At 68.6% G+C, this 20,309-nt stretch carries 16 protein-coding genes; 10 read left to right on the top strand and 6 right to left on the bottom strand.

What is annotated here, in order from left to right:
• Window positions 1–8: 8 nt before the first annotated feature.
• Entirely contained in the window at window positions 9–1,142 is a 1,134-nt protein-coding gene (gene mnmA / locus ACSVDO_RS20760) for a tRNA 2-thiouridine(34) synthase MnmA (protein ID WP_332536430.1), read from the top strand.
• On the opposite strand, the gene ACSVDO_RS20755 is transcribed toward mnmA, so the two are convergent.
• Window positions 1,139–2,416 (bottom strand): hypothetical protein, encoded by a 1,278-nt coding sequence (locus ACSVDO_RS20755; protein WP_489594392.1) that lies wholly within the window; start codon window positions 2,414–2,416, stop codon window positions 1,139–1,141. The two genes, mnmA and ACSVDO_RS20755, sit on opposite strands and share 4 nt — an antisense overlap.
• Before the next feature lie 152 nt (window positions 2,417–2,568).
• On the opposite strand from ACSVDO_RS20755, the gene ACSVDO_RS20750 reads away from it, so the two are divergent.
• From ACSVDO_RS20750 to ACSVDO_RS20730, 5 genes are all read left to right on the top strand, one after another.
• The gene (locus ACSVDO_RS20750) at window positions 2,569–3,975 is read left to right on the top strand and encodes a leucyl aminopeptidase family protein (protein ID WP_489594390.1); all 1,407 of its coding nucleotides are present in this window, start codon (window positions 2,569–2,571) and stop codon (window positions 3,973–3,975) included.
• Window positions 3,976–4,115: 140 nt separating this feature from the next.
• Window positions 4,116–5,741 (top strand): ABC transporter substrate-binding protein, encoded by a 1,626-nt coding sequence (locus tag ACSVDO_RS20745; protein WP_489594389.1) that lies wholly within the window; start codon window positions 4,116–4,118, stop codon window positions 5,739–5,741.
• Window positions 5,742–5,812: 71 nt separating this feature from the next.
• A complete protein-coding gene (locus ACSVDO_RS20740) occupies window positions 5,813–6,778 on the top strand; it encodes an ABC transporter permease (protein ID WP_489594387.1) in 966 nt (321 codons plus the stop codon).
• A 17-nt stretch (window positions 6,779–6,795) separates the two neighbouring features.
• Complete coding sequence (locus ACSVDO_RS20735) at window positions 6,796–7,746, top strand: ABC transporter permease (RefSeq protein ID WP_489594385.1); 951 nt, start codon at window positions 6,796–6,798, stop codon at window positions 7,744–7,746.
• Window positions 7,743–9,485: a dipeptide ABC transporter ATP-binding protein gene (locus ACSVDO_RS20730; RefSeq protein WP_489594383.1), complete on the top strand. Its 1,743-nt coding sequence runs from the start codon at window positions 7,743–7,745 to the stop codon at window positions 9,483–9,485. Before ACSVDO_RS20735 ends, ACSVDO_RS20730 begins: the two co-directional genes overlap by 4 nt.
• A 136-nt stretch (window positions 9,486–9,621) precedes the next feature.
• Here the strand turns inward: ACSVDO_RS20730 and ACSVDO_RS20725 are convergent, their stop codons facing one another.
• From ACSVDO_RS20725 to ACSVDO_RS20705, 5 genes are all read right to left on the bottom strand, one after another.
• Window positions 9,622–10,704 (bottom strand): porin, encoded by a 1,083-nt coding sequence (locus tag ACSVDO_RS20725; RefSeq protein WP_489594381.1) that lies wholly within the window; start codon window positions 10,702–10,704, stop codon window positions 9,622–9,624.
• A 145-nt stretch (window positions 10,705–10,849) separates the two neighbouring features.
• Window positions 10,850–12,445 carry an ABC transporter substrate-binding protein gene (locus ACSVDO_RS20720; protein ID WP_489594379.1) on the bottom strand — a complete coding sequence of 532 codons (1,596 nt, stop codon included), beginning with the start codon at window positions 12,443–12,445 and terminating at the stop codon, window positions 10,850–10,852.
• A 32-nt stretch (window positions 12,446–12,477) separates the two neighbouring features.
• The gene (locus tag ACSVDO_RS20715; RefSeq protein ID WP_489594377.1) at window positions 12,478–13,953 is read right to left on the bottom strand and encodes an amidase; all 1,476 of its coding nucleotides are present in this window, start codon (window positions 13,951–13,953) and stop codon (window positions 12,478–12,480) included.
• Between the two features lie 4 nt (window positions 13,954–13,957).
• Complete coding sequence (locus ACSVDO_RS20710; RefSeq protein WP_489594375.1) at window positions 13,958–14,782, bottom strand: ABC transporter permease; 825 nt, start codon at window positions 14,780–14,782, stop codon at window positions 13,958–13,960.
• Window positions 14,783–14,785: 3 nt separating this feature from the next.
• Window positions 14,786–15,775 carry an ABC transporter permease gene (locus tag ACSVDO_RS20705; RefSeq protein ID WP_489594373.1) on the bottom strand — a complete coding sequence of 330 codons (990 nt, stop codon included), beginning with the start codon at window positions 15,773–15,775 and terminating at the stop codon, window positions 14,786–14,788.
• Between the two features lie 227 nt (window positions 15,776–16,002).
• On the opposite strand from ACSVDO_RS20705, the gene ACSVDO_RS20700 reads away from it, so the two are divergent.
• The 4 genes from ACSVDO_RS20700 (at window position 16,003) to ACSVDO_RS20685 (ending at window position 20,288) form a co-directional block, all read left to right on the top strand.
• Complete coding sequence (locus ACSVDO_RS20700; RefSeq protein WP_489594371.1) at window positions 16,003–16,986, top strand: LysR family transcriptional regulator; 984 nt, start codon at window positions 16,003–16,005, stop codon at window positions 16,984–16,986.
• 107 nt (window positions 16,987–17,093) lie between these two features.
• The gene (locus ACSVDO_RS20695; protein WP_489594369.1) at window positions 17,094–17,522 is read left to right on the top strand and encodes a RidA family protein; all 429 of its coding nucleotides are present in this window, start codon (window positions 17,094–17,096) and stop codon (window positions 17,520–17,522) included.
• A gap of 39 nt (window positions 17,523–17,561) precedes the next feature.
• Complete coding sequence (locus ACSVDO_RS20690; RefSeq protein ID WP_489594368.1) at window positions 17,562–18,551, top strand: Bug family tripartite tricarboxylate transporter substrate binding protein; 990 nt, start codon at window positions 17,562–17,564, stop codon at window positions 18,549–18,551.
• Between the two features lie 33 nt (window positions 18,552–18,584).
• Window positions 18,585–20,288 carry an alpha/beta fold hydrolase gene (locus ACSVDO_RS20685; protein ID WP_489594367.1) on the top strand — a complete coding sequence of 568 codons (1,704 nt, stop codon included), beginning with the start codon at window positions 18,585–18,587 and terminating at the stop codon, window positions 20,286–20,288.
• Window positions 20,289–20,309 lie beyond the last annotated feature (21 nt).

Raw genomic sequence — 20,309 nt, 5'->3', positions numbered from 1 at the left:
GCACACCTATGACAAAGCATCGGGTGGTGGTGGGCCTTTCAGGCGGCGTGGATTCGGCGGTGACCGCCTATTTGCTCAAGCAGCAAGGCCATGACGTGGTCGGCATCTTCATGAAGAACTGGGAAGATGACGACGACAGCGAATTCTGTTCGTCGAACGTCGACTTCGTCGACGCCGCGGCCGTGGCCGACGTAATCGGCATCGAGATCGAGCATGTGAACTTCGCGGCCGAGTACAAGGACCGGGTGTTCGCCGAGTTCCTGCGCGAGTACCAGGCCGGGCGCACGCCCAACCCCGACGTGCTGTGCAACGCCGAAATCAAGTTCAAGGCGTTTCTGGACCACGCGATGCGCCTGGGCGCAGAGAAGATCGCCACCGGCCACTATGCGCGCGTGCGCCAGAACCTGCAGACGCAGCGCTTCGAGCTGCTCAAGGGCCTGGACCCGGCCAAGGACCAGAGCTATTTCCTGCACCGCCTGAACCAGGCCCAGCTGTCCAAGACGCTGTTCCCCGTGGGCGAGCTGCACAAGACCGAAGTGCGGCGCATTGCCGAGGAAATCGGCCTGCCCAACGCGAAGAAGAAGGACTCGACCGGAATCTGCTTCATCGGCGAGCGGCCGTTCCGCGACTTCCTCAACCGCTACATCAGCAAGGAACCGGGCTGGATCCTCGACGACCGCGACCGCAAGCTGGGCCGGCACCAAGGCCTGTCGTTCTACACGCTGGGCCAGCGCCAGGGCCTGGGCATTGGCGGCATCAAGGAAAAAGGCGCGCAGCGCGGCGGCGGTGAACACCACCCCTGGTTTGTCGCGCGCAAGGAGCTCGACAAGAACATCCTGCGCGTGGTCCAAGGCCATGACCATCCCTGGCTGCTGTCGCTGCAGCTCGACGCCGACAACGCGAGCTGGGTCGCGGGCGAGCCGCCCGCGCCCGGCCTTTATGGCTCCAAGACACGCTATCGCCAGCCCGATTCACCGGCGGTCATCAGCGGGGCCGCGGGCGAGACCTTCCGCCTTGACTTCCCCGAGCCGCAATGGGCGGTCACGCCAGGCCAGTCGGCCGTGCTGTATGACGGCGATGTCTGCCTGGGCGGGGGCATGATCTCGGCCGTGGCCGCGTACCCGCAAGCCACGCCAGCCTAGGCAAAGCGGATTCCTTCGGTGCGCGGCTGCAGCTGGGCAAAGCACAGCTGCAGCGACTGCGATGCCTTATGGAATGCCGCATCCACCAGGGCCTGGTCCGCGCCCGCATGCAGAAGGTCGCTCTTGAGGTGCGCGCCTATGCGGGACAGCACAGGGGCCAGCGCAATGCCCTTGGCGTTGAATTTCTCGCAGAGCTTGTGGATGGGATAGTGCTTCATCTCCACTTCCGAGCCGGCGCGCGCCAGATGGTTGCGGCCAAAGGTCTCCAGCAGCGTCGCGCCCTGCTTGCCGAACAGGTAGTCGATGTCCTCGAACTTCCTGGCCTCGAAGTCCTCGGCCATGGCCACACGACCGAAGTCGATCGCTTTGAGATGCACGCTGCCGGTGTCCTTGATCTCGTGCACGAGCAGGTTGTGCATGTGCAGATCGCGGTGCGCCACCTGGTTCTTGTAGAGCACGCGCGCCATGTCGACGAGTTGCGCCAGCAGGCTCTTGGTCTGATCGCGTGACAGGCTGTCGATGCACCGGTCCATTTCATGGCTCGCGACATGCGCGGGGTCATAGATGTCGACCACGGCATAGGCGTGGCGTGCGCTCAGCGCGCGGTGCAGCTGGGCCGTATCGGTGACTTTCTTCTGCGTGGAGATATAGCCGGCAAGCTCCGGCCGATCTTCGGCATAGGCGGTGAGCGCGAGTTCCCGGTCGAAATCCTCGGTGCCTGTCCTGTTTTCCGCCCGCAGCAAGCCGCTCGCGGCATGGAATTTCTTGTTGACGCCTCCGCCCGAGAAATCCGCGTCCCGCACCTGGGCCATCTGCCGGCGCGTGTCGAGGCAGTGCCGGTCTATGGTGGTGACCTGCTGTTGCTGCACGGCCGTGTCCTGGGGCTTGCCCAGATGCAGGCAGATCAACTCCTTTTCATGCGCATTGACGGTATCGGTCTTGATGGGCTCGCCGTTGATGCAGTACTCCACTGTGTGGTGCTGCGGCGCGCTGGGGTGGGCGGCGATGTTCAGCGTGAACAGCGACTGGCTGTGGGGCGCGGCCAGCTGTGACAGCAGGTTGAAGCGCGCGAAGTTGCTGGTGCCGCCGTCGTGCAGCATGGCATGCAGATTTTTCAGCGCCACTTCCTTGCTGTGGGACCGGAAAAGATCGATGAAACGATCGAAGACATTGAGCTTGGCGGCCTGCCCGGCGTCGCTGTCCATGAGCTTGGCTATGCGCGCACTGCTCAGCGATACATGGGTGTGGGGCGTCAAGGGAATGGGTGTGCTCATGGGCATCCTGTTGTGGGGCGCAGCTGCGCCCTGTTGGTAACCACAACGCATCACGGGTTCCCGGGGCTGGGCATATGCTTAGCCGAAAATCGCGCTTGGACGCCGGCGCCAAAACAGCTACCTTGGCTGGTTTGTTCCAAGCGGTCCTGACCATGAATCACTCTTTCCAGCGGTCGCGCGGCGCCTTTGCGCTCGCGCCGGCGCAGGCAATCCCTTTGCATCTGAGTTCGGCGGCGCAATGGCCGGGCCTGCTCGGCAGCCTGCCGCCGCTGCAGCGCCAATGGATAGCGACCACGGGCTTCGAGCCGCTTGCGGGTCGCGTTCTGTTGCTGCCCGGTGCCGATGGCGCCCTCGCCGGCGTGCTGGTGGGCATTGATCCGTCGGAGCCGCTGTGGCAGCTGGCCGCATTGCCGCCGCTGCTGCCCGCAGGCGTGTATGCCGTGGCGGCGGGCGATGAGGCGGCAGATGCCGAACGCGATGCCTTGCGCCAGCTGGGCTGGGCGCTGGGCGCGCTGGCGCCCGAACGCCAGGCGGTGCAGCTGCGGGTGAAAGACGGCGACTTGCAGGCCATGGAATGTCTGGCCGCAGCGGTTGCCGAAGTCCGCCGGCTGGTCAATCTGCCGGCCAACGAGCTGGGCCCGCAGGCCCTGGCCGCCGCCGTGCAGGCGCTGGCCGCGGAACACGGCGCGCAGTACACCGAGTGGGTCGGCGAGGCCTTGCCCGACGCGGGCTTCGCGCTGGTGCATGCGGTGGGCCGCTCGGGCGCGCAGGCGCCGCGCGTGGCCCAGCTGGAATGGGGCGATGCCGCGGCGCCGCGCATCGTGCTGATAGGCAAGGGCGTGTGCTTCGACAGCGGCGGGCTGGACCTCAAGCCCGCGGCCGGCATGCGCTGGATGAAAAAGGACATGGGCGGCGCGGCGCATGCAATGGCGCTGGCCGGGCTGATCATGCAGGCGCGCTTGCCCGTGCATCTGACGCTGCTGGTGCCCGCGGTGGAGAACGGCGTGGGGCCGCTGGCGCTGCGCCCCGGAGATGTCATTCGCGCGGGCAGCGGCCGGCTGGTGGAAATCGAGAACACCGATGCCGAGGGCCGGCTGGTGCTGGCCGATGCGCTGCACCACGCGCTGCGGCCGGGCGTGGAAGATCCCGCTCGGGCGCCGGCGCTGGTCATCGATCTGGCGACGCTCACGGGCGCGGCGCGCACGGCGCTGGGCCCGGAGCTGCCGGCGCTGTTCAGCAACCACGACGGCTGGGCCGACGATCTGCTGGCCCATTCCCGGCGCACGCACGATCCGCTGTGGCGCCTGCCGCTGTGGGCGCCGTACCGCCGGCTGCTCAAGTCCGACAGCGCCGACACCATGAATGCGGCCAGCACGCCCATGGGCGGCGCCATCACCGCGGCGCTGTTTCTCGAGGACTTCGTCGCACCCCAGGTTCCCTGGCTGCATCTGGACCTGTATGCCTGGAATACCGAGGCCCGCCCGGGCCGGCCCAAGGGCGGCGAAGCCCAGGGCCTGCGCGCGCTGTTCAGCCTGCTGAGCGAGCGCTTCGCGCCCTGACCTGCCGCATCCCGGGCGAATAAGCGCATTTGGTTATGCGGATTCCTGCGTTGTGCGCAGGCGCGGCGCTGCCGAGAATCGGCTGCTCACCGCGTGCCGCGCACGCCTGTTTCCCGCTTCGCGTCCAGCGCTTTCGTCCCATGAATCAACGACTCCTTGCCCCCCGTTTTTCTGCCCCGCTGCGCGCCAGCGCCGTGGCCTGCGTTCTGCTGGCGGCCCTGATGGGCGCGGCCGCGGCACAGGCCGAAACGCTGCGCTGGGCGCGCTCCACGGACGCCTCCACGCTGGACCCGCATGCGCTCAACAACGGCCCCAACCACAACCTGCTGCACCAGGTCTACGAGCCGCTGATCATCCGCACCGCCGACGGCAAGCTGCAGCCCACGCTGGCCACGTCCTGGGCGCTGACCAGCGACCCATCGGTCTGGGAGTTCAAGCTGCGCAAGGGCGTGAAGTTCCACGACGGCAGCCTGTTCACCGCCGACGACGTGCTGTTCTCGCTGGAGCGCGCGCGCTCGCCTTCGTCGGACATGCGCTCGCTGCTGGTGGCGATCACCGACGTGGTGAAGATCGATCCGTTCACCATCCACATCAAGACCAACGGCACGACGCCGCTGCTGCCCGACAACCTGATCAACATCCAGATCCTGAGCGCCGCCTGGGCGAAGAAGCATGGCGTGGAAACGCCGCAGAAGGCTTCGGCCAAGGAAGAGACCTACGCCACGCGCAACGTCAACGGCACGGGGCCCTACACGCTGGTGTCGCGCGAGCCCGATGTGCGCACGGTGCTGAGGAAATTTCCCGGCTACTGGGGCACGGGCCTGTTCCCGCTGCCCATAGACGAACTGGTCTATCTGCCGATCAAGTCGCCCGCGACGCGCGTCGCCGCGCTGCTGTCGGGTGAAGTCGACTTCGTGCAGGACCTGCCCATCCAGGACATCGCGCGCCTGCGCGCCGACGCCAAGCTGCGCGTCAACCAGGCCGCGGAAAACCGCACCATCTTCCTGGGCCTGAATGTGGGCGCGGCGGCGCTGACCTACTCCGACGTCAAGGACAAGAATCCGCTGGCCGATGTGCGCGTGCGCCAGGCCTTCCAGCTCGCGATCGACCGCGTGGCGATACAGAAGGCCGTGATGCGCGGGCTATCGGTGCCGACCAACATCATCGCGCCGCCGTTCGTGCACGGCTACGACAAGGCGTTCGGCGCCGTCGGCAAGGCCGACGTGGCACAGGCGAAAAAGCTGCTGGCCGATGCCGGCTACCCCAACGGCTTCGGCATCACGCTGCACTGCACCAACGACCGCTATCTCAACGACGAGGCGATCTGCCAGGCCGTCGCCGGCTTCCTGGGCCGCGCGGGCGTCAAGACCACCGTGGTGTCGCGTCCGCTGGCGATCCAGACGGCCGCGATCAACAACCAGGACACCGACTTCTACCTCTACGGCTGGGGCGTGCCGACCTATGACTCGGCCTATATCTTCGACTACCTGGTGCACACGCGCGGCAAGAACGCGCGCGGCGCGACCAATGCCACGCGCTACAGCAATGACGCCGTCGACCGGCAGATCGTGTCGCTGGCCTCGGAAGGCGACAGCAAGAAGCGCGATGCGACGATCCGGAACATCTGGACCACGGTGCAGAAGGAGCTGATCTATCTGCCGCTGCACGACCAGATCCAGACCTATGCGATGAAGCGCCGCTTCGACATTCCCGTGAATCCGTCGAACACACCGTACTTCAAGCTGTTCAAGCTGGCCGAAAAATAAGGCCTGCCATCAGGTGACCAGGCCGGCGTCCGCCCGGCCCGGTACTCTTCCATACTCCACGAGAAGACTGCATGCCCCTGTTGTTTGCGCGTCGCCTGGGCCAGTCGTTGCTGGTGCTGCTGGCCGTGTCCTTCATTTCGTTCCTGGTCTTTCGCCATATCGGCGACCCGACGATCAGCCTGCTGGGCGAGGACGCTTCGCTCGCCGACCGCCAGGCGGTGATTGCCGAGCTGGGCTTCGACCAGCCCGTGGCCGTGCAGTATCTGCGCTATATGGGCAATGTGCTGCAGGGCGAGTTCGGCGTCTCCTACCGGCTCAAGCGGCCGGTGGTCCAAGTCATTGCCGAGCGCCTGCCGGCGACGCTGGAGCTGGCGCTGATCGCGGCGCTGCTGGCCGTCACGGGCGGGGTGATTCTCGGCGTCTACACCGCGATACGCCGCGACACCTGGCTCAGCCGCGCGCTGATGACGCTGTCGCTGGTCGGCGTCTCGCTGCCCACGTTCCTGATCGGCATAGGCCTGATCTACCTGTTTGCCGTCGAGCTGCAATGGCTGCCGTCGTTCGGCCGCGGCGACACCGTGCAGCTCGGCGGCTGGACCACGGGTTTTCTCACGGCCTCGGGCTGGGCCTCGCTGGTGCTGCCGGTGTGCACGCTGGCGATGTTCAAGCTGACGCTGATCATGCGCCTGGTGCGCGCCGAGATGCTCGAGGCGCTGCGTGCCGACTATGTGCGTTTCGCGCGCGCGCGCGGCCTGCCCGAGAAGCGCATCCATTACGGCCATGCGCTGCGCAACACGCTGATTCCGGTCGTGACCATCACCGGCCTGCAGATCGGCTCGCTGATCGCGTTTGCCATCGTCACCGAAACCGTATTCCAGTGGCCGGGCGTGGGACTGCTGTTCATCAACTCGATCCAGGGCGTAGACGTGCCCGTGATCGCCGCCTATCTGATGCTGATTGCCGCGCTGTACGTCGTCATCAACTTCCTTGTCGACGGCGCCTATCTGCTGGTCGACCCGCGGCTGCGCCGCGGCTGAGAGATCCGTTCAAGACCATGGCTCAAACCTCCTCTTCCCTTGTTCCGGCGCGCCTGCGCTGGTGGCAGCTGCGCCGCAGCGAATCCGCCGTGCTGCGCGCGCTCGGGCGCTCGCTCACGGTGCAGGCTGCCGTGGCCGTACTGCTGCTGCTGTGCGGCGCGGCGCTGTTCACGCCCTGGCTGGCGCTGCAGAACCCTTTCGACCCGGCAGCGCTGGAACTGCTCGACGCGTTCACCGCACCGGGCCAGGCCGGGCTCTCGGGCGCGACCTATCCGCTGGGCGCAGACGAGCAGGGCCGCGATGTCTACTCGGCGATTCTCTACGGCCTGCGCATGTCGCTGTTCGTCGGCGCCGCCTCGGTCGCGCTGTCGCTGGCCATCGGCGTGCCGCTGGGCCTGATCGCGGGCTACACGGGCGGCTGGTTCGACACGCTGGTGATGCGCATTGCCGACGTGCAGCTGACGTTTCCGGTGCTGCTGGTGGCGCTGCTGGTGTTCGGCATCGCGCGCGGCATCCTGCCCGAGAGCTACCGCGACGACATGGCGCTGTACGTGATCATCCTGGCGATAGGCCTGTCGGAGTGGGTGCAGTACGCGCGCACCGTGCGCGGCGCGGTGCTGGTCGAGAAGCACAAGGACTATGTGCTCGCGGCCCAGGTCATAGGCCGTTCGCGCGCCAGCATCCTGCTGCGCCATATCCTGCCGAATCTGCTCGCGCCGGTGCTGGTGATCGCGACCATCAGCTTCGCGCTGGCCATCGTTGCCGAGTCGACGCTGTCGTATCTGGGCGTGGGCCTGCCGCCGACCCAGCCTTCGCTGGGCACGCTGATACGCGTGGGCCAGGGCTTTCTGTTTTCCGGTGAGTGGTGGATTTTGCTGTTCCCCGGCCTGGTGCTGCTGGCCCTCGCACTTTCCGTCAACCTGGTCGGCGACTGGCTGCGCGACGCATTGAATCCCAAACTGCAATGACTGCCCGCGACGCTTTTCTGCAGACTTCGGCCGAGAATCTGCTGTCCGACCCCGTGCTGCGCGTGCAGCACCTGGGAGTGACTTTCGACACCCACCGCGGCCCGGTCACGGTGCTCGATGACGTGACGTTCGAGATCCGTCCCGGCGAGATCCTGGGCGTGGTCGGCGAGTCGGGTGCGGGCAAGTCGATGACCGGCAATGCCGTCATCGGCCTGATCGCGCCGCCCGGGCGCATGAGCAGCGGGCAGATCTTCCTGCGCGACGAACGCATAGACACGCTGCGCGGCGAAGACCTGCGCCGGCTGCGCGGCAAGCATATCGCGATGGTGTTCCAGGACCCGCTGACCAGCCTCAACCCGGTGCTGACCATTGGCCAGCATCTGGTCGAGACGATACGCCAGCATCTGCCGCTGAGCGAGCGCCAGGCGCGCCAGCGCGCGATCGACCTGCTCGCCGAAGTCGAGATCGCCGAGCCCGCGGCCCGGCTCCACCAGTTTCCGCACCAGTTCTCGGGTGGCATGCGCCAGCGTGTGGCGATTGCGCTGGCGCTCAGCGCCGAGCCCGCGCTGCTGATCGCCGACGAACCCACGACCGCGCTCGACGTCTCGGTCCAGGCCCAGGTGATACGCGTGCTGCGCCGCGTCTGCAAGGAGCGCGGCACGGCGGCGATGTTGATCACGCACGACATGGGCGTGATCGCCGAAGCCGCGGACCGCGTGATGGTGATGTACCAGGGCCGGGTGCTCGAGACCGGCGCCGTGCGCCAGGTGCTCGATGCGCCGGCCGCGCCCTATACGCGCGCGCTGATGGCGGCGATTCCTTCGCTGGGCGCGCCCACGCACCGGCTGCCGGTTCCCGAGATCGGTGCCGCCGCAGCCGAGGCGGTGCCGCACGGCGCCGTGGCCAGGGCCGTGATCGATGGGCCGCCGCTGGTGCAGATCAGCGGCCTGTCGCGCGATTTCGATCTTTCGGGCGGCTGGCTCGCGCGCACCATTGCGCGCCAACCGAAACGCGTGCTGCATGCTGTGCAGGATGTGGGCTTCTCGATTGTGCGCGGCAGCAGCTTCGGCCTGGTCGGCGAGTCGGGTTCTGGCAAGTCCACCGTGGCGCGCATGATTGCCGGGCTCACGCGGCCGACCGAGGGCTGCATCGTGATCGACGGCAAGGACCGCTGGGCCGACCCCGCATCGGCGGTCGCGCTGCGCCGGCGCTTTCAGATGATCTTCCAGGACCCGTATGCGAGCCTCAATCCGCGCTGGAAGGTCGGTGCGCTGATCGCCGAGCCGCTGGAAGTGCTGGGCCTGAGCAGCGGGCCCGAGGAAACCGCCGAACGCGTGCAGGAGGCGCTGCGCCGCGTGCGGCTGTCGCCCGACGACATGCGCCGCTATCCGCACCAGTTCTCGGGCGGCCAGCGCCAGCGCATCGCGATCGCGCGCGCGCTGGTGAGCCGGCCCGAGTTCATCGTCTGCGACGAACCCACGTCATCGCTCGACGTGTCGGTGCAGGCCCAGGTGCTCAATCTGATGAAGGACTTGCAGGACGAGTTCGGCCTGACCTATCTGCTGATCAGCCACAACCTGGCCGTGGTGCGCTACATGTGCGACACGGTGGGCGTGATGCAGCAGGGCCGGCTGGTCGAAGTGGGCCAGGCCGAGCGCGTGCTGACCGCGCCCGCGCATGCCTATACCCAGGCGCTGATTGCGGCGGTGCCGGATATGGGACGCGTGCGCGGGGAGTGAGGCGCGCGCTCCATGACTTGAGGGCGGGCCGTGCGCCTGAGCCTGTCGCAGGGCGTTTCAGGGCGCTGCGGCCCGCCCGCTCATCCATCGACTGCGGCGCTCGGCCTGGCGCTGGACCAAGTGCGGACTCCGCCCGTCAGAAGACGTGCGAAACCCCCACCCCGGTGAACGATGCATCGGCACCCGGTGCCTGCGAGGCCACGCCATTGAGCGTGATGCGCGAAATGCCTTGGTTGTTGACGCGCGCATAGCGTGCATACAGGCGCGTGCGCTTGGACAGCACGTAGTCGTAGCCCAGCTGCACGCCGCGCGCATCGGCGTCGACGCCGCGCACCTTGCGCTGCGCCACCTGCGCCAGCAGCACATGCGGGCCGCCCAGGTTCCAGCGCACCGAGGCCATGGCATTGGTGCTGTCGGGAATGGCGGCGGCATCGGCCGTGTTGCGGTTGAAGGTGCCGTACAGCGTGACATCTCCCAGCTTGTAGGTCGCGCCCACGAAGTGCGAGACGCTGGCCTCGGGATGGGCCACGGGCGCCGCGGCCGTGCCGCTGTTGCTGCGCTGCAAGCCGTAGCCCAGGTACAGCGGGCCGCTGGCGTACTGCAGGTTCAAGCCCAGTCCGCGGCCCGATGCCGCGCTGCCGCCGGCCTCGCCCGCCGAGTACATCAGCTCGCCCCAGACCCCGCCTATGCGCGGCGAGGTGTAGCGCAGCGAGTTGTCGGTGAAGCCGGGCGTGAAGGCGGTGCTCGTGCGGCTGGTCTGGGCAAGAAACATGTTCCAGCCCAGCGAGGTGCGGTTGCGCGCCAGCGGATCGGAGGTCAGGCCGATGACGAAGGTCGGCGACCACATGCGGCCCAGGTCGATCGCGCCCCAGGCGCCCGAGAGCCCGACCTGGTTCCAGCGGCCGAAGAACTTGGTCGCATTGTTCTGCGTGCCGTCGTCGGCGTTGAGGCCGGCCTCGAGCCGGAAGTTGGCGCGCAGGCCGCCGCCCAGGTCTTCGCTGCCGCGAAAGCCCAGGCGCGAGACGGTGTTCATGCCGGAGCTGAGGCGGTTCACGCGGCTGTCGCCGTTCTTCGCGAACTCCAGGCCCATGTCGACCGCGCCGTATACCGTGACCTGCGATCCCGGCTTGCCTTCCTGGGCTGCGGCCTGCGTTGCGCCGGCCAGGGTGGCCATGCCCGCGATCAGCGCCAGTGCGCTGCCTGCATGCTTGCTGTTCATCGTTTGCGTTCCCTCGTCTGTTGATTGGTGTGATGCAAAGGCTCAAGGGGTGGATGCCGCCCTGAAACGCCGTTGAAACCCAGTCTAGGGACGCGCGGCGATCTCGAATAATCGAAACTCGCCATCACGCGATGCGGCTTTCGGATCACCGCGCGCCCGGGGCCAGCCAGGCATAGGCAAAGCTGCCCGCCGAGCCTTCGACGCCTTGCAGCAGGCCTTGCACACGCTGGTTCCAGGCGTTGCCGCGCGGCACCGCAACCAGCGGCAGCAGCGGCAGTTCGTCCATCACGATCTTCTGGAACTGTTGGAACTGCACGACGCGCCGGCTCTCGTCGGGCTCGACGGCTGCCTGGGCAAGCAGCGCGTCGACTTCGGCGTTGCGGTAGCCCGCGGCGTTGACAAAGGGAATGCCCTTGCCGGCATCGCGCGAAGCGTAGAGGCGCTGCACGCCCACCGTGGGGTCGAACAGCGCACCCACGCCATTGATCTCGAAATCGAAGTCGCGCCGCGCATAGACGCGCTGCACGAAGCCGCCCAGGTCCTGGCTGCGCACCGTCACGTGTATGCCCACGCGCGCCAGCGCGGCCTTCACGTATTCGGCCACCTGCTTGAGCATGGGCGTGGGAAAGTAGTCGAGCGTGACCGCAAAGCGCTTGCCGTCGCTGGCGCGCCTGAACCCGGCCTGGTCGAGCAGCGCGTTGGCGGCCGCGATGTCGTGCGCATAACCCTTGAGCGCCGGGTCATGGAAAGGCGCGAGCGTGGCCGGTATCGGCGAGGCCAGGGGCTGGGCGTACTGGTGGTAGGCAATCTTGTTGAGCAGCTCGAGGTTGAGCGCGTGCGCCACCGCGCGGCGCACCGGCGCCTGGGCGAAGAACTCGTTTTTCAGGTTGAACTCGACCGCGGCGATGTTGTTGAGATAGTGGCTGGGCAGGGCCTGGGCCTGCAGCCTGGGGTTCTTCTTGAGGCGGGCGATGTCGGCCAGCGAGACTGCGGTGCTGAAATCGGCAGCGCCGGTTTCCAGCGCCGCGGCAACCGCCGCCGGGTCGGCCGAGAAACGGTAGATGATGCGGTCGAGATAAGGCTTGCCCGCGTCCCAGTAGTCGGGATTGCGTTCGAACTCGGCATAGGCGCCGCGCGCCCATTGCTTGAAGCGAAACGGGCCCGTGCCTATAGGCGCGCTGGCATTCTGCGCGCCGGCCGCCTCGCCGCGCGCATAGACATGCCTGGGAACGATGGGCGACTCGGCCGCGGACAGCGTGCGCAGCAGGTAAGGCGCGGGCGCCGAGAGCACGATCACCGCGGTGTGCGCGTCGGGCGTCTCGACGCGCTCGACATTGGCGAAAGTCGAACGCGCGCGCGGATTCACGCGCTTGAGTTCTTGTATGGAATAGGCGACGTCGGCCGCACTGAACGGCTGGCCGTCGTGCCATTTGACGCCCTGGCGCAGCGTGAAGGTATAGCGCCTGCCGTCGGGCGATACCGTCCAGCGCGTGGCCAGCAGCGGCCGGGCAACGAAGTCGTCGTCAAAGCGCAGCAGGCCTTCGGTGACCTTGGCGCTGATGTCGCGCGCGCCCACCGTGATGTTGACCAGCGAGAGCAGGGCCGGCGGCTCGGCGCCTATCAGCGTCAGCGTGCCGCCGCGCTGCGGCATGGCCGCGGCGGCCGTTCCGGCCAAAACAGCCGCGGCGGCTACGGCGGCAAGTTGCCGGGAAAGAAAGCGAAAGGTGGCGCCAGTCGGCATGCGTGCTCCATCGGGTGGGTGAAAGAAAGGAATCAGGCGGGGCGGGCGTCCAGCAGCGGCGGGCGGCGCTGGGCCCAGGGCTGCAGCGTCTCGAGCGCGGCGGCGACGCGCAGGATCAGCGCTTCGCCATACCAGCGGCCTATGAACTGGATGCCCACGGGCAGGCCGGCGCGCGTCCAGCCCGCGGGCACGGTGATTGCCGGATGGCCGCTGACGTTGAACGGGTGGCAGTGGTGTATCCAGGCGCTGCGCAGCGGTCCCCAGGCCTGGCCGTCAATGACCAGCGGCGCCGCGGGATCGGCCTGGGCCAGCACCGCGGGCGCCGACAGCGTGGGCGTGACCAGCACGTCGGATGCCTCGAACAGCGCCTGCACCTTTCGAAAGTACTGCGTGCGGTCGATCAGGCCCTGCTGCAGCTGCTCGCGCGTCATGCGGCCCGCAGCCTCCAGCCGCGCGCGAAAGCTGGGCGGAAAGCCGTCGGGCGCGCGTTCCAGGAGTTCGGCAAAACGGTGGTGGTTGCCGGGCCCGGCAATCGCCGCGAGGATGGGGCTGGAAGCACTGAGATCGGCGTGGCGCGCTTGCACTTCGGCGCCTGCGCCCGCGAGCCGCTGCAGCGCCTGCTCGCACAGCGCGCGCACTTCGGCGTCAAGGCCTTCCGCGCCTTCACCCGCGCCGATGAAGGGCAGCCAGCCCAGCCGCAGTCCCTGAAGGCCCGCACCGTCGTCCAGGCCGGCGCGCAACTGCTGGGGCGGGACGGCGCCCGACCAGGGGTCGTCGGCATGCGCGCCCGCGATCACGTCCAGCGTCGCGGCAATGTCGCCCACGGTGCGCGCCAGCGGGCCTATCTGCACCAGCGAGGCGAAGCCGTCGGCCAGTCCGGTATGCGGCACCAGGCCGTGCGTGGCCTTGAAGCCCACGACGCCGCAGCAGGCCGCAGGCGCGCGCACCGAGCCGCCGGCGTCGGTACCCAGGGAGATCGCGCCTGCGCCCACGGCCACGGCCGCGGCGCTGCCGCCGCTCGAGCCGCCGGGCGTGTGCGCGGGACTCCAGGGGTTGCGGCCCGTGCCATACAGCGCGTTCTCGTTGGTCGGGCGGTGGCCGAACTCGGGCATGTTGGTCATGCCCAGGAACACCGCGCCGGCCCGACGCAGGCGCGCGACCACGGGGTGGTCGGCGGCCGGCACATGGTCGCGGAACAGCGCCGAGCCAAAGGTCTGGGGCACGCCACCCACGGCCAGCGTGTCCTTGACCGAGAAGGTCACGCCGCCAAGCGCGCCCGCCGTGCCGCTGCGCCACGCGGCTTCGGCCGTGCGCGCCTGGGCCAGCGCCGCGGCGCGGTCGGTCCAGGTGAACATGCGCAGCCCGCCGTCCAGCGCCTCGATGCGCGCGAAAGTCTGCTGGACGACTTCGACCGGCGACAGCGTGCGCGCGGCATAGGCGGCCAACAAGGCCTCTGCGGACCAGAGCGTGATGTCGTCGCCGCACGGCGGGTGTTGGCGAGGGAGCATGGTGTCAGCGCTGGCGCTGGCGCAGGCGCGGGTTGAAGTGGTCGTTGAGGCCGTCGCCCAGCAGGTTGAGCGCCAGCACCACCAGCGAGATCGCGGCGCCGGGCAGGGCGCTGAGATACCAGGCGCTGCGCAGCAGCTCGCGGCCGTTGCCTATCATGGTTCCCCAGCTCAGCTTGTCGGGGTCGCTCATTCCCAGGAACGACAGCGCCGACTCGAGCAGGATGGCGCTGGCCACCATCACGGAGGTGGTGACGACAATGGGCGGCAGCGCGTTGGGCAGGATCTCGCCAAGGATGATGCGCAGGTCGCCATAGCCCACGCTGCGCGCCGCGCTCACGAAGTCGGCCTGGCGCAGCGCGCGGAACTGGGCGCGCACCAGCCGGGCGATCGTCGGCCACGAGGCCAGGCCGATGGCCAGCGCGACGGTCTCCGTCGAGGGGCTGGCAATGGCAATGATCACGATGGCCAGCAGCATGGTGGGAATGGTCTGGAACAGTTCGGTGAGCCGTGTCAGCACTTCGTCAAGCCAGCCGCCGAAGTAGCCGCCCACGGCGCCGACGACCGTGCCGATCGCCACGCCCACAAAGGCCGCGTAAAAGCCCACCGCTAGCGAGGCACGCGCGCCATGGGCCAGTCCGGCCGCGAGGTCGCGCCCCATGGCGTCGGTGCCCAGCGCAAACGCCAGGTCCTCGCCGGGCCACAGCAGCGGCGCGGCCACCATGTCGAGCGGATCGCCGGGATAGAGCCAGCCCGCGGCCAGCGCGACGGCGGCGAACAGCGCCAGCAGGGCGGCGCCGGTCAGCGCCAGGAAGTTGCGCAGCAAGGGCATCGCTCAGTCTCCCTGGATGCGCGGATCGAGCCACGCGTGCAGCAGGTCGATGAGGGCATTGGCCGCGATCACCACGAAGGAGCCGAGCAGCAGCACGCCCAGCAGCACCGGGTAGTCGCGCGCCAGCATGGCCTCGAGCGCCAGGCTGCCCATGCCCGGCCAGCCGAAAACGGTCTCTATCACCACCGAGCCGCCAAGCAGATTGCCCAGGTGCAGGCCCATGACGGTGGTGACCGGAATCAGCGCGTTGCGCAGCACATGGCGCAGCTGTATCGCCAGCGGTGGCAGCCCCTTGGCCGTGGCGGTGCGCACGAAGTCCTGGCGATTGACCTCGAGCATTGCGGCGCGCGTGAGCCGCGCGTAGATCGAGACAAAGAAGGTCGACAGCGACAGCGCGGGCAGCGTGAGATGCAGCGCGCGGTCGCGCCACCAGGCCAGGCCCTGCAGATCGGCGCCCAGCGTGGCGTGGCCGCCGCTGGGGAACCAGCCCAGCTGCACCGAGAAGATCACGACGATCATCAGCGCCACCCAGAAGCCCGGCATGGCATGCAGCAGCATCGCGGCCACCGACAGCAGCTGATCGGGCCAGCGCCCGGCCCAGATGGACATCAGCACGCCGCAAGCCACGCCAACCACCACGGCGATGGCCAGCGCCACCACCATCAGCAGCAGCGTGCCGGGCAGGCGCGAGAGGATCAGCTCGGCCACGGGCGCGTGGTAGCGCGACGACTGGCCCAGATCGAAATGCGCGAGCCGCCAGAGGTATTGGCCCAGCTGCGCGAAGAACGACTGGTCCAGCCCCAGGCTCGCGCGCAGCAGCGCCATGGTCTCGGCCGTGGCGCTGCCGGCCTCGGCGGCAAGCACGTCTACGGCGTCGCCGGGAACCAGCTGCAGCAGGCAGAAATTGAGGATGACGATGCCGATGGCGGTGGGCAATGCCTGGGCCGCGATGCGGCGAAGTCGGGACGAAGCTCTGGCGTAAGCTTGGGGCATGGGCGCTTTGAAACGATGGCGACAGGGGCCGCATCGAAGGAGGAAAAGGGTCGAATTCATTCTAGGAGCGGGGGGCTGAAACGCCGTGATCGAAGGAAGGGATCACGCGATGCGGCTTTGTGATCGCCCCGCCATATTTGCGCGCCGCATGAGCAAATGCGCATTGCTTTCTTGGCAGCCGCGCGCGCCCGCCCTAGAGTCAAGGGCCCGCGCATCGAAGGTCTCCGTTGGCTTCTCTTTCTCCCCCCTCCATTGCCACGCTGCCGTTCCGGCTCAAGTTCCGCCAGCTGGTGCTGCTTGACGCGCTGGGCGAATCGCAGTCGCTGCGCAAGGCCGCGGCCCAGACCCACCTCACGCAGCCCGCGGCCACGCGCGCCATGGCCGAACTCGAGTCGGCGTTTGGCGTGCAGCTGTTCGAGCGCTCGCATGCGGGCATGACGCCCACCGTGTACGGCCAGGCGCTCATCAAGCACGCGCGCCGCGTGCTGTTTGACGTGCAGCAGGCCCATGCCGACATCCAGGCGCTGCGCTCGGGCGCGCAGGGCCAGGTGCGCATAGGCTCGCTGCTGCCGCCCGCGGCCGGCCTGCTGCCGCTGGCGATTGCCGAAGTCAAGCGCCAGTTTCCGCTGCTGCGCATTGCGCTTGAACAGCTGCCGCAAAAGCCGCTGGTCGAGCGCGTGCGCGAGGGCAGCCTGGACATCGCGCTGTGCCGGCAGATCACGCCCGCGGCCGAGGCCAGCGGCCTGGACCAGACCGTGCTGTTTGACGAGGACTATGTGCTGGTTGCCGGCCCTGACCACCGGCTTGCCGGCGCGCGCACGCTCAAGCTGGGCGATCTGCTCGACGAGCCCTGGGTGATGCCGCATGCCAGCGGCCTGCTGCACGCGCATGTGCATGCGCTGTTCCTGATCCACGCGGGCCGGCTGCCGGCCAACACCATCGAATCATCGACGCCGCTGGTCGCCAACCTGATGCTGGTCGAGCGCCACGGTTTCCTGAACTTTATGCAGAAGACCATTGCCCAGGATTACGCGGCGCGCGGCCAGCTGTGCGTGCTGCCGATTGCGCTGAGCAACCCGCTGGGGCCGCATGTGATCGCGGTGCGCGACGACGGTGCGCTGCCGCCCGCGACGGCCATCGTGCTGCGCGCGCTGCGCGAGGTCGCCGAACGCCTGGGCCTGCCTGCCAAAGAGGAACTCGCTCTCGGGTGATGGCGCGCGGGTGATGCAAAAAGCGGAGCACCTGAATCCCTCTTTCGATTGGCCCGCTGCGCGGTTTGTGCCTATTCTGAAGACAAGCACCCACTTGCTTCGGAACCATGACCGCCATCGCCTCCATCACCGCTGACCTTCCCTTCGCCCTGCACAACCCGCCCGCGCTGGGCGCGCCGCTGGGCGCGTATGCGCAGGTGCTGGAGATTCCCGCGGGCGCCGCGCTGGTCTTTCTCTCGGGCCAGACGCCGATTCTCGAGGACGGCAGCGTGCCCGGGGATTTCGAGGCCCAGGCCGAACGCGTCTGGCAGCGCATTGCGATGGCGCTGGCCGCCGTGGGCCTGGACTGCCGCCACATCTGCCGCGTCGTCACCTACCTTGTGGACCCCGCCGACGCGCCTGCCCATGCCCGGGTGCGCGCCCGCTATCTCGGCGCGGCGCGCCCGGCATCGACCGGCCTGGTGGTGCGGGCGCTTTTTCAGCCCGCCTACCGGCTTGAAGTCGAAGTCACGGCCGCGCGGCCACCCGCGGCTTGAGCCCGGCGCGCACACAGAACAATCTTCAAAGGAAATCAGATGGCACACGCAGTGAACCGGCGCGCGACCCTTGTCCGCCTTGCCGCGCTGGGCGTCGCACCGTTTGCGCTCGCGCCACCGGCGCGCGCGCTCGCACCTTACCCGTCGCGCAGCATCAAGCTGGTGGTGCCAACGGCGCCCGGCGGCTCGGTCGATTCGGCCGGCCGGCGCCTGGCCGACGCGCTGGCCAAGCCGCTGGGCACGAGCATCGTGGTCGACAACAAGGCCGGTGCGGGCGGCGCCATCGGCATAGACGCCGTGGTCAAGAGCCCGGCCGACGGCTATACGCTGGTGCTGGGCATCGCGGCCACGCTGTCGGTGCAGCCCGCGGTGCGCGCCAACCTGCCCTACAACGCGTCGCGCGATCTGGTGCCGGTGGCGGTCTTCGCGCAGGGCGGCCTGGTGATTGCCGTGCCCGCCGACAGCCCGGTGCGCAGCGTCAAGGACCTGCGTGCATTGGCCGCGAGCAAGGGCGACTTGAGCTTCGGCAGCGGCGGCCAGGCGACGTTCGGTCATCTCACGGGCGAAGTCGTGGGCGCGGCGCTGGCCATGCCGCTGCGCCACATTCCCTACCGCGGCGCGGCGCCCGCGGTTGCCGATCTCGCAGGCGGCCTGCTGGACTTCGCCGTCGTCGATGCGTTCTCGGCCGCGCCGCATGTGCAGTCGGGCAAGCTGCGCATTCTCGCCACCGCCGGCCCCACGCGGCATGTGACCTTTCCCGATGTGCCCACGCTGGGCGAATCGGGCATTCCCTTCGAGCGCGGCACCTGGATAGGGCTGTTTGCGCCCGGCGCCACGCCGCCGGCCATCGTTGCCCAGCTGAGCGCCGCGGTGCAGGCCCAGGCCGCCGACCCGGTGTTTCGCGCCGACATCGCCAAGCTCGGCTTCACGCCGGTCTTCATGCCTTCGCAGGACGTCGCGAAGCTGCTGGCGCAGGAGATCGAGGCCTGGAAGGCCGATGCCCGGCGCGCCAGGATCCAGCTCGACTGAGACTTTCCACCCCTCCCCTAGCACCGAAGAACAATGACCCAAGCATCGATACTCGCCCACCATGGAGACGGCTTCGTGCAGGCCAATGGCCTGCGCCTGCACTACGAACAATGGGGCGACGGCCCGCGCGTCGTCATCGCGCTGCACGGCACCTCGCTGCACGGCAAGGTCTGGTACTGGCTGGCCGAAGCGCTGGGCCCCGAATACCGGCTGATCGGCCTGGACCAGCGCTCGCATGGCGACTCGCAGCGCGTGGGCAGCGGCCAGTACGGCGTCGAGCACTACTGCGACGATCTCGCGGCCTTCATTGATCGCATGGGCTACGCACGCGTGAGCCTGGTCGGCTCGTCGCTGGGCTCGCGCGTGGCGCTGCTGTATGCGGCGCGCCATCCCGAGCGTGTCGACACGATGGCGCTGCTCGACCTGAGCTTCGAGATGCCGACCGCGGCTTCCGAGCACATGGTGCATGCCCACATCACGCGGCCGCGCGAGTTCGCCGATGTCGAGGAGGCCGTGGCCTTCTCCAAGACGCTGCCCCAGCGCCTGCGCTTCACCGACGAGGTGCACCGCCGCACCATTGCGGGCGACCTGCGCGCCACGCCCTCGGGCCGGCTCGAATGGCGCTACGAGCGCGATGCGGCGATCGAGACGCTGCGCTGCGCGGCGCGCGACATGTGGAATGAAGTGCGCGCCGTGCGCGCGCCCACCGTGATCCTGCGCGGCGCCGACAGCGACGTGCTGATTGCCTCGACCGTAGAACGACTCAAGAAGGAGTTCCAGGGCGTGCGCATCGTCGACGTGCCCAACGCCGGTCATTCGATCTGGGGCGACAACCCGGCTTTCACCGCCAGCACCGTGGTCGATGCGCTGAACCAGCACAGCACGGCCGAGGCCGGGCTGCCCGCGGCCGTCGCGGGCGCGTCGCATGCCGTGGCCACGCGCACGCTGAACTTCCATTACCTCCAATGGGGCGAAGCCGACGCGCCCGTGCTGCTGTGCCTGCACGGCACCTCGATGCAGGCCAGCGCCTGGACCGCGCTGGGCACGGCGCTGCAGGACCGCTGGCGCGTGATCGCGCTTGATATGCGCGGCCATGGCGGCTCGGACAAGCCGACGCAGGGCTATGCGCTGAGCGACTACGCCGACGACGTCGCGGCCTTTCTCGACGCGCTCGACATCCCGCGCGCGCACCTGATCGGCAGTTCGCTGGGCACGCAGGTGGCAATTGACTTCGCGGCGCGCCGGCCGGGGCGCGTGGACAAACTGCTGCTGTCGGACCCGAGCTGCCTGATCGAGCAGGCGGCCATTGACGGCTACACGGCGCTGCACCGTTCGCGCCCGCGCCGCTTTGCCGACTTCGACGCGGCGCTGGCCTTCTCGCGCAGCATGCCGCAGCGCCAGCGCTTTTGCGAAGCCACGCACCGCTTCACGCTGGCCGGCGACCTCGAGCCCACGGCCGACGGCGGCCTGGCCTGGCGCTATGCGCTGGACCCCATACTGCAGACCTTCGCCGGCCTGACCATAGGCCAGGACGACGCGGTCGCCGCGGTGCAGGCGCCGGTGCTGATACTGCGCGGCACGCATTCGCATGTGCTGTCGCGCGCCAATGCGCTGTACCTGCTCGACCACTTCCCGCGCGCCGAGCTGGTCGAGTTCGGCGACTGCGGCCACACCATCTGGGGCGACCAGCCGGTGGCGCTGGCGCGCCAGGCGCGCGCTTTCCTGCAGACGCCCTGAGCGGCGCCCCGGCCCGCGTGC

The organism is Comamonas sp. DB36 (genome assembly GCF_057914905.1).
This window is presented reverse-complemented; position numbering and strand designations above follow the sequence as displayed.

What these genes read in the sequence shown, in the direction of transcription:
- ACSVDO_RS20690 (WP_489594368.1), top strand. Translation starts at nt 17,562, where the DNA reads ATGGCACACGCAGTGAACCGGCGCGCGACCCTTGTCCGCCTTGCCGCG.
- ACSVDO_RS20735 (WP_489594385.1), top strand. Translation starts at nt 6,796, where the DNA reads ATGGCTCAAACCTCCTCTTCCCTTGTTCCGGCGCGCCTGCGCTGGTGG.
- ACSVDO_RS20740 (WP_489594387.1), top strand. Translation starts at nt 5,813, where the DNA reads ATGCCCCTGTTGTTTGCGCGTCGCCTGGGCCAGTCGTTGCTGGTGCTG.
- ACSVDO_RS20725 (WP_489594381.1), bottom strand. Translation starts at nt 10,704, where the DNA reads ATGAACAGCAAGCATGCAGGCAGCGCACTGGCGCTGATCGCGGGCATG.
- ACSVDO_RS20730 (WP_489594383.1), top strand. Translation starts at nt 7,743, where the DNA reads ATGACTGCCCGCGACGCTTTTCTGCAGACTTCGGCCGAGAATCTGCTG.
- ACSVDO_RS20745 (WP_489594389.1), top strand. Translation starts at nt 4,116, where the DNA reads ATGAATCAACGACTCCTTGCCCCCCGTTTTTCTGCCCCGCTGCGCGCC.
- ACSVDO_RS20750 (WP_489594390.1), top strand. Translation starts at nt 2,569, where the DNA reads ATGAATCACTCTTTCCAGCGGTCGCGCGGCGCCTTTGCGCTCGCGCCG.
- ACSVDO_RS20715 (WP_489594377.1), bottom strand. Translation starts at nt 13,953, where the DNA reads ATGCTCCCTCGCCAACACCCGCCGTGCGGCGACGACATCACGCTCTGG.
- ACSVDO_RS20695 (WP_489594369.1), top strand. Translation starts at nt 17,094, where the DNA reads ATGACCGCCATCGCCTCCATCACCGCTGACCTTCCCTTCGCCCTGCAC.
- ACSVDO_RS20710 (WP_489594375.1), bottom strand. Translation starts at nt 14,782, where the DNA reads ATGCCCTTGCTGCGCAACTTCCTGGCGCTGACCGGCGCCGCCCTGCTG.
- ACSVDO_RS20720 (WP_489594379.1), bottom strand. Translation starts at nt 12,445, where the DNA reads ATGCCGACTGGCGCCACCTTTCGCTTTCTTTCCCGGCAACTTGCCGCC.
- ACSVDO_RS20755 (WP_489594392.1), bottom strand. Translation starts at nt 2,416, where the DNA reads ATGAGCACACCCATTCCCTTGACGCCCCACACCCATGTATCGCTGAGC.
- ACSVDO_RS20705 (WP_489594373.1), bottom strand. Translation starts at nt 15,775, where the DNA reads ATGCCCCAAGCTTACGCCAGAGCTTCGTCCCGACTTCGCCGCATCGCG.
- mnmA (WP_332536430.1), top strand. Translation starts at nt 9, where the DNA reads ATGACAAAGCATCGGGTGGTGGTGGGCCTTTCAGGCGGCGTGGATTCG.
- ACSVDO_RS20685 (WP_489594367.1), top strand. Translation starts at nt 18,585, where the DNA reads ATGACCCAAGCATCGATACTCGCCCACCATGGAGACGGCTTCGTGCAG.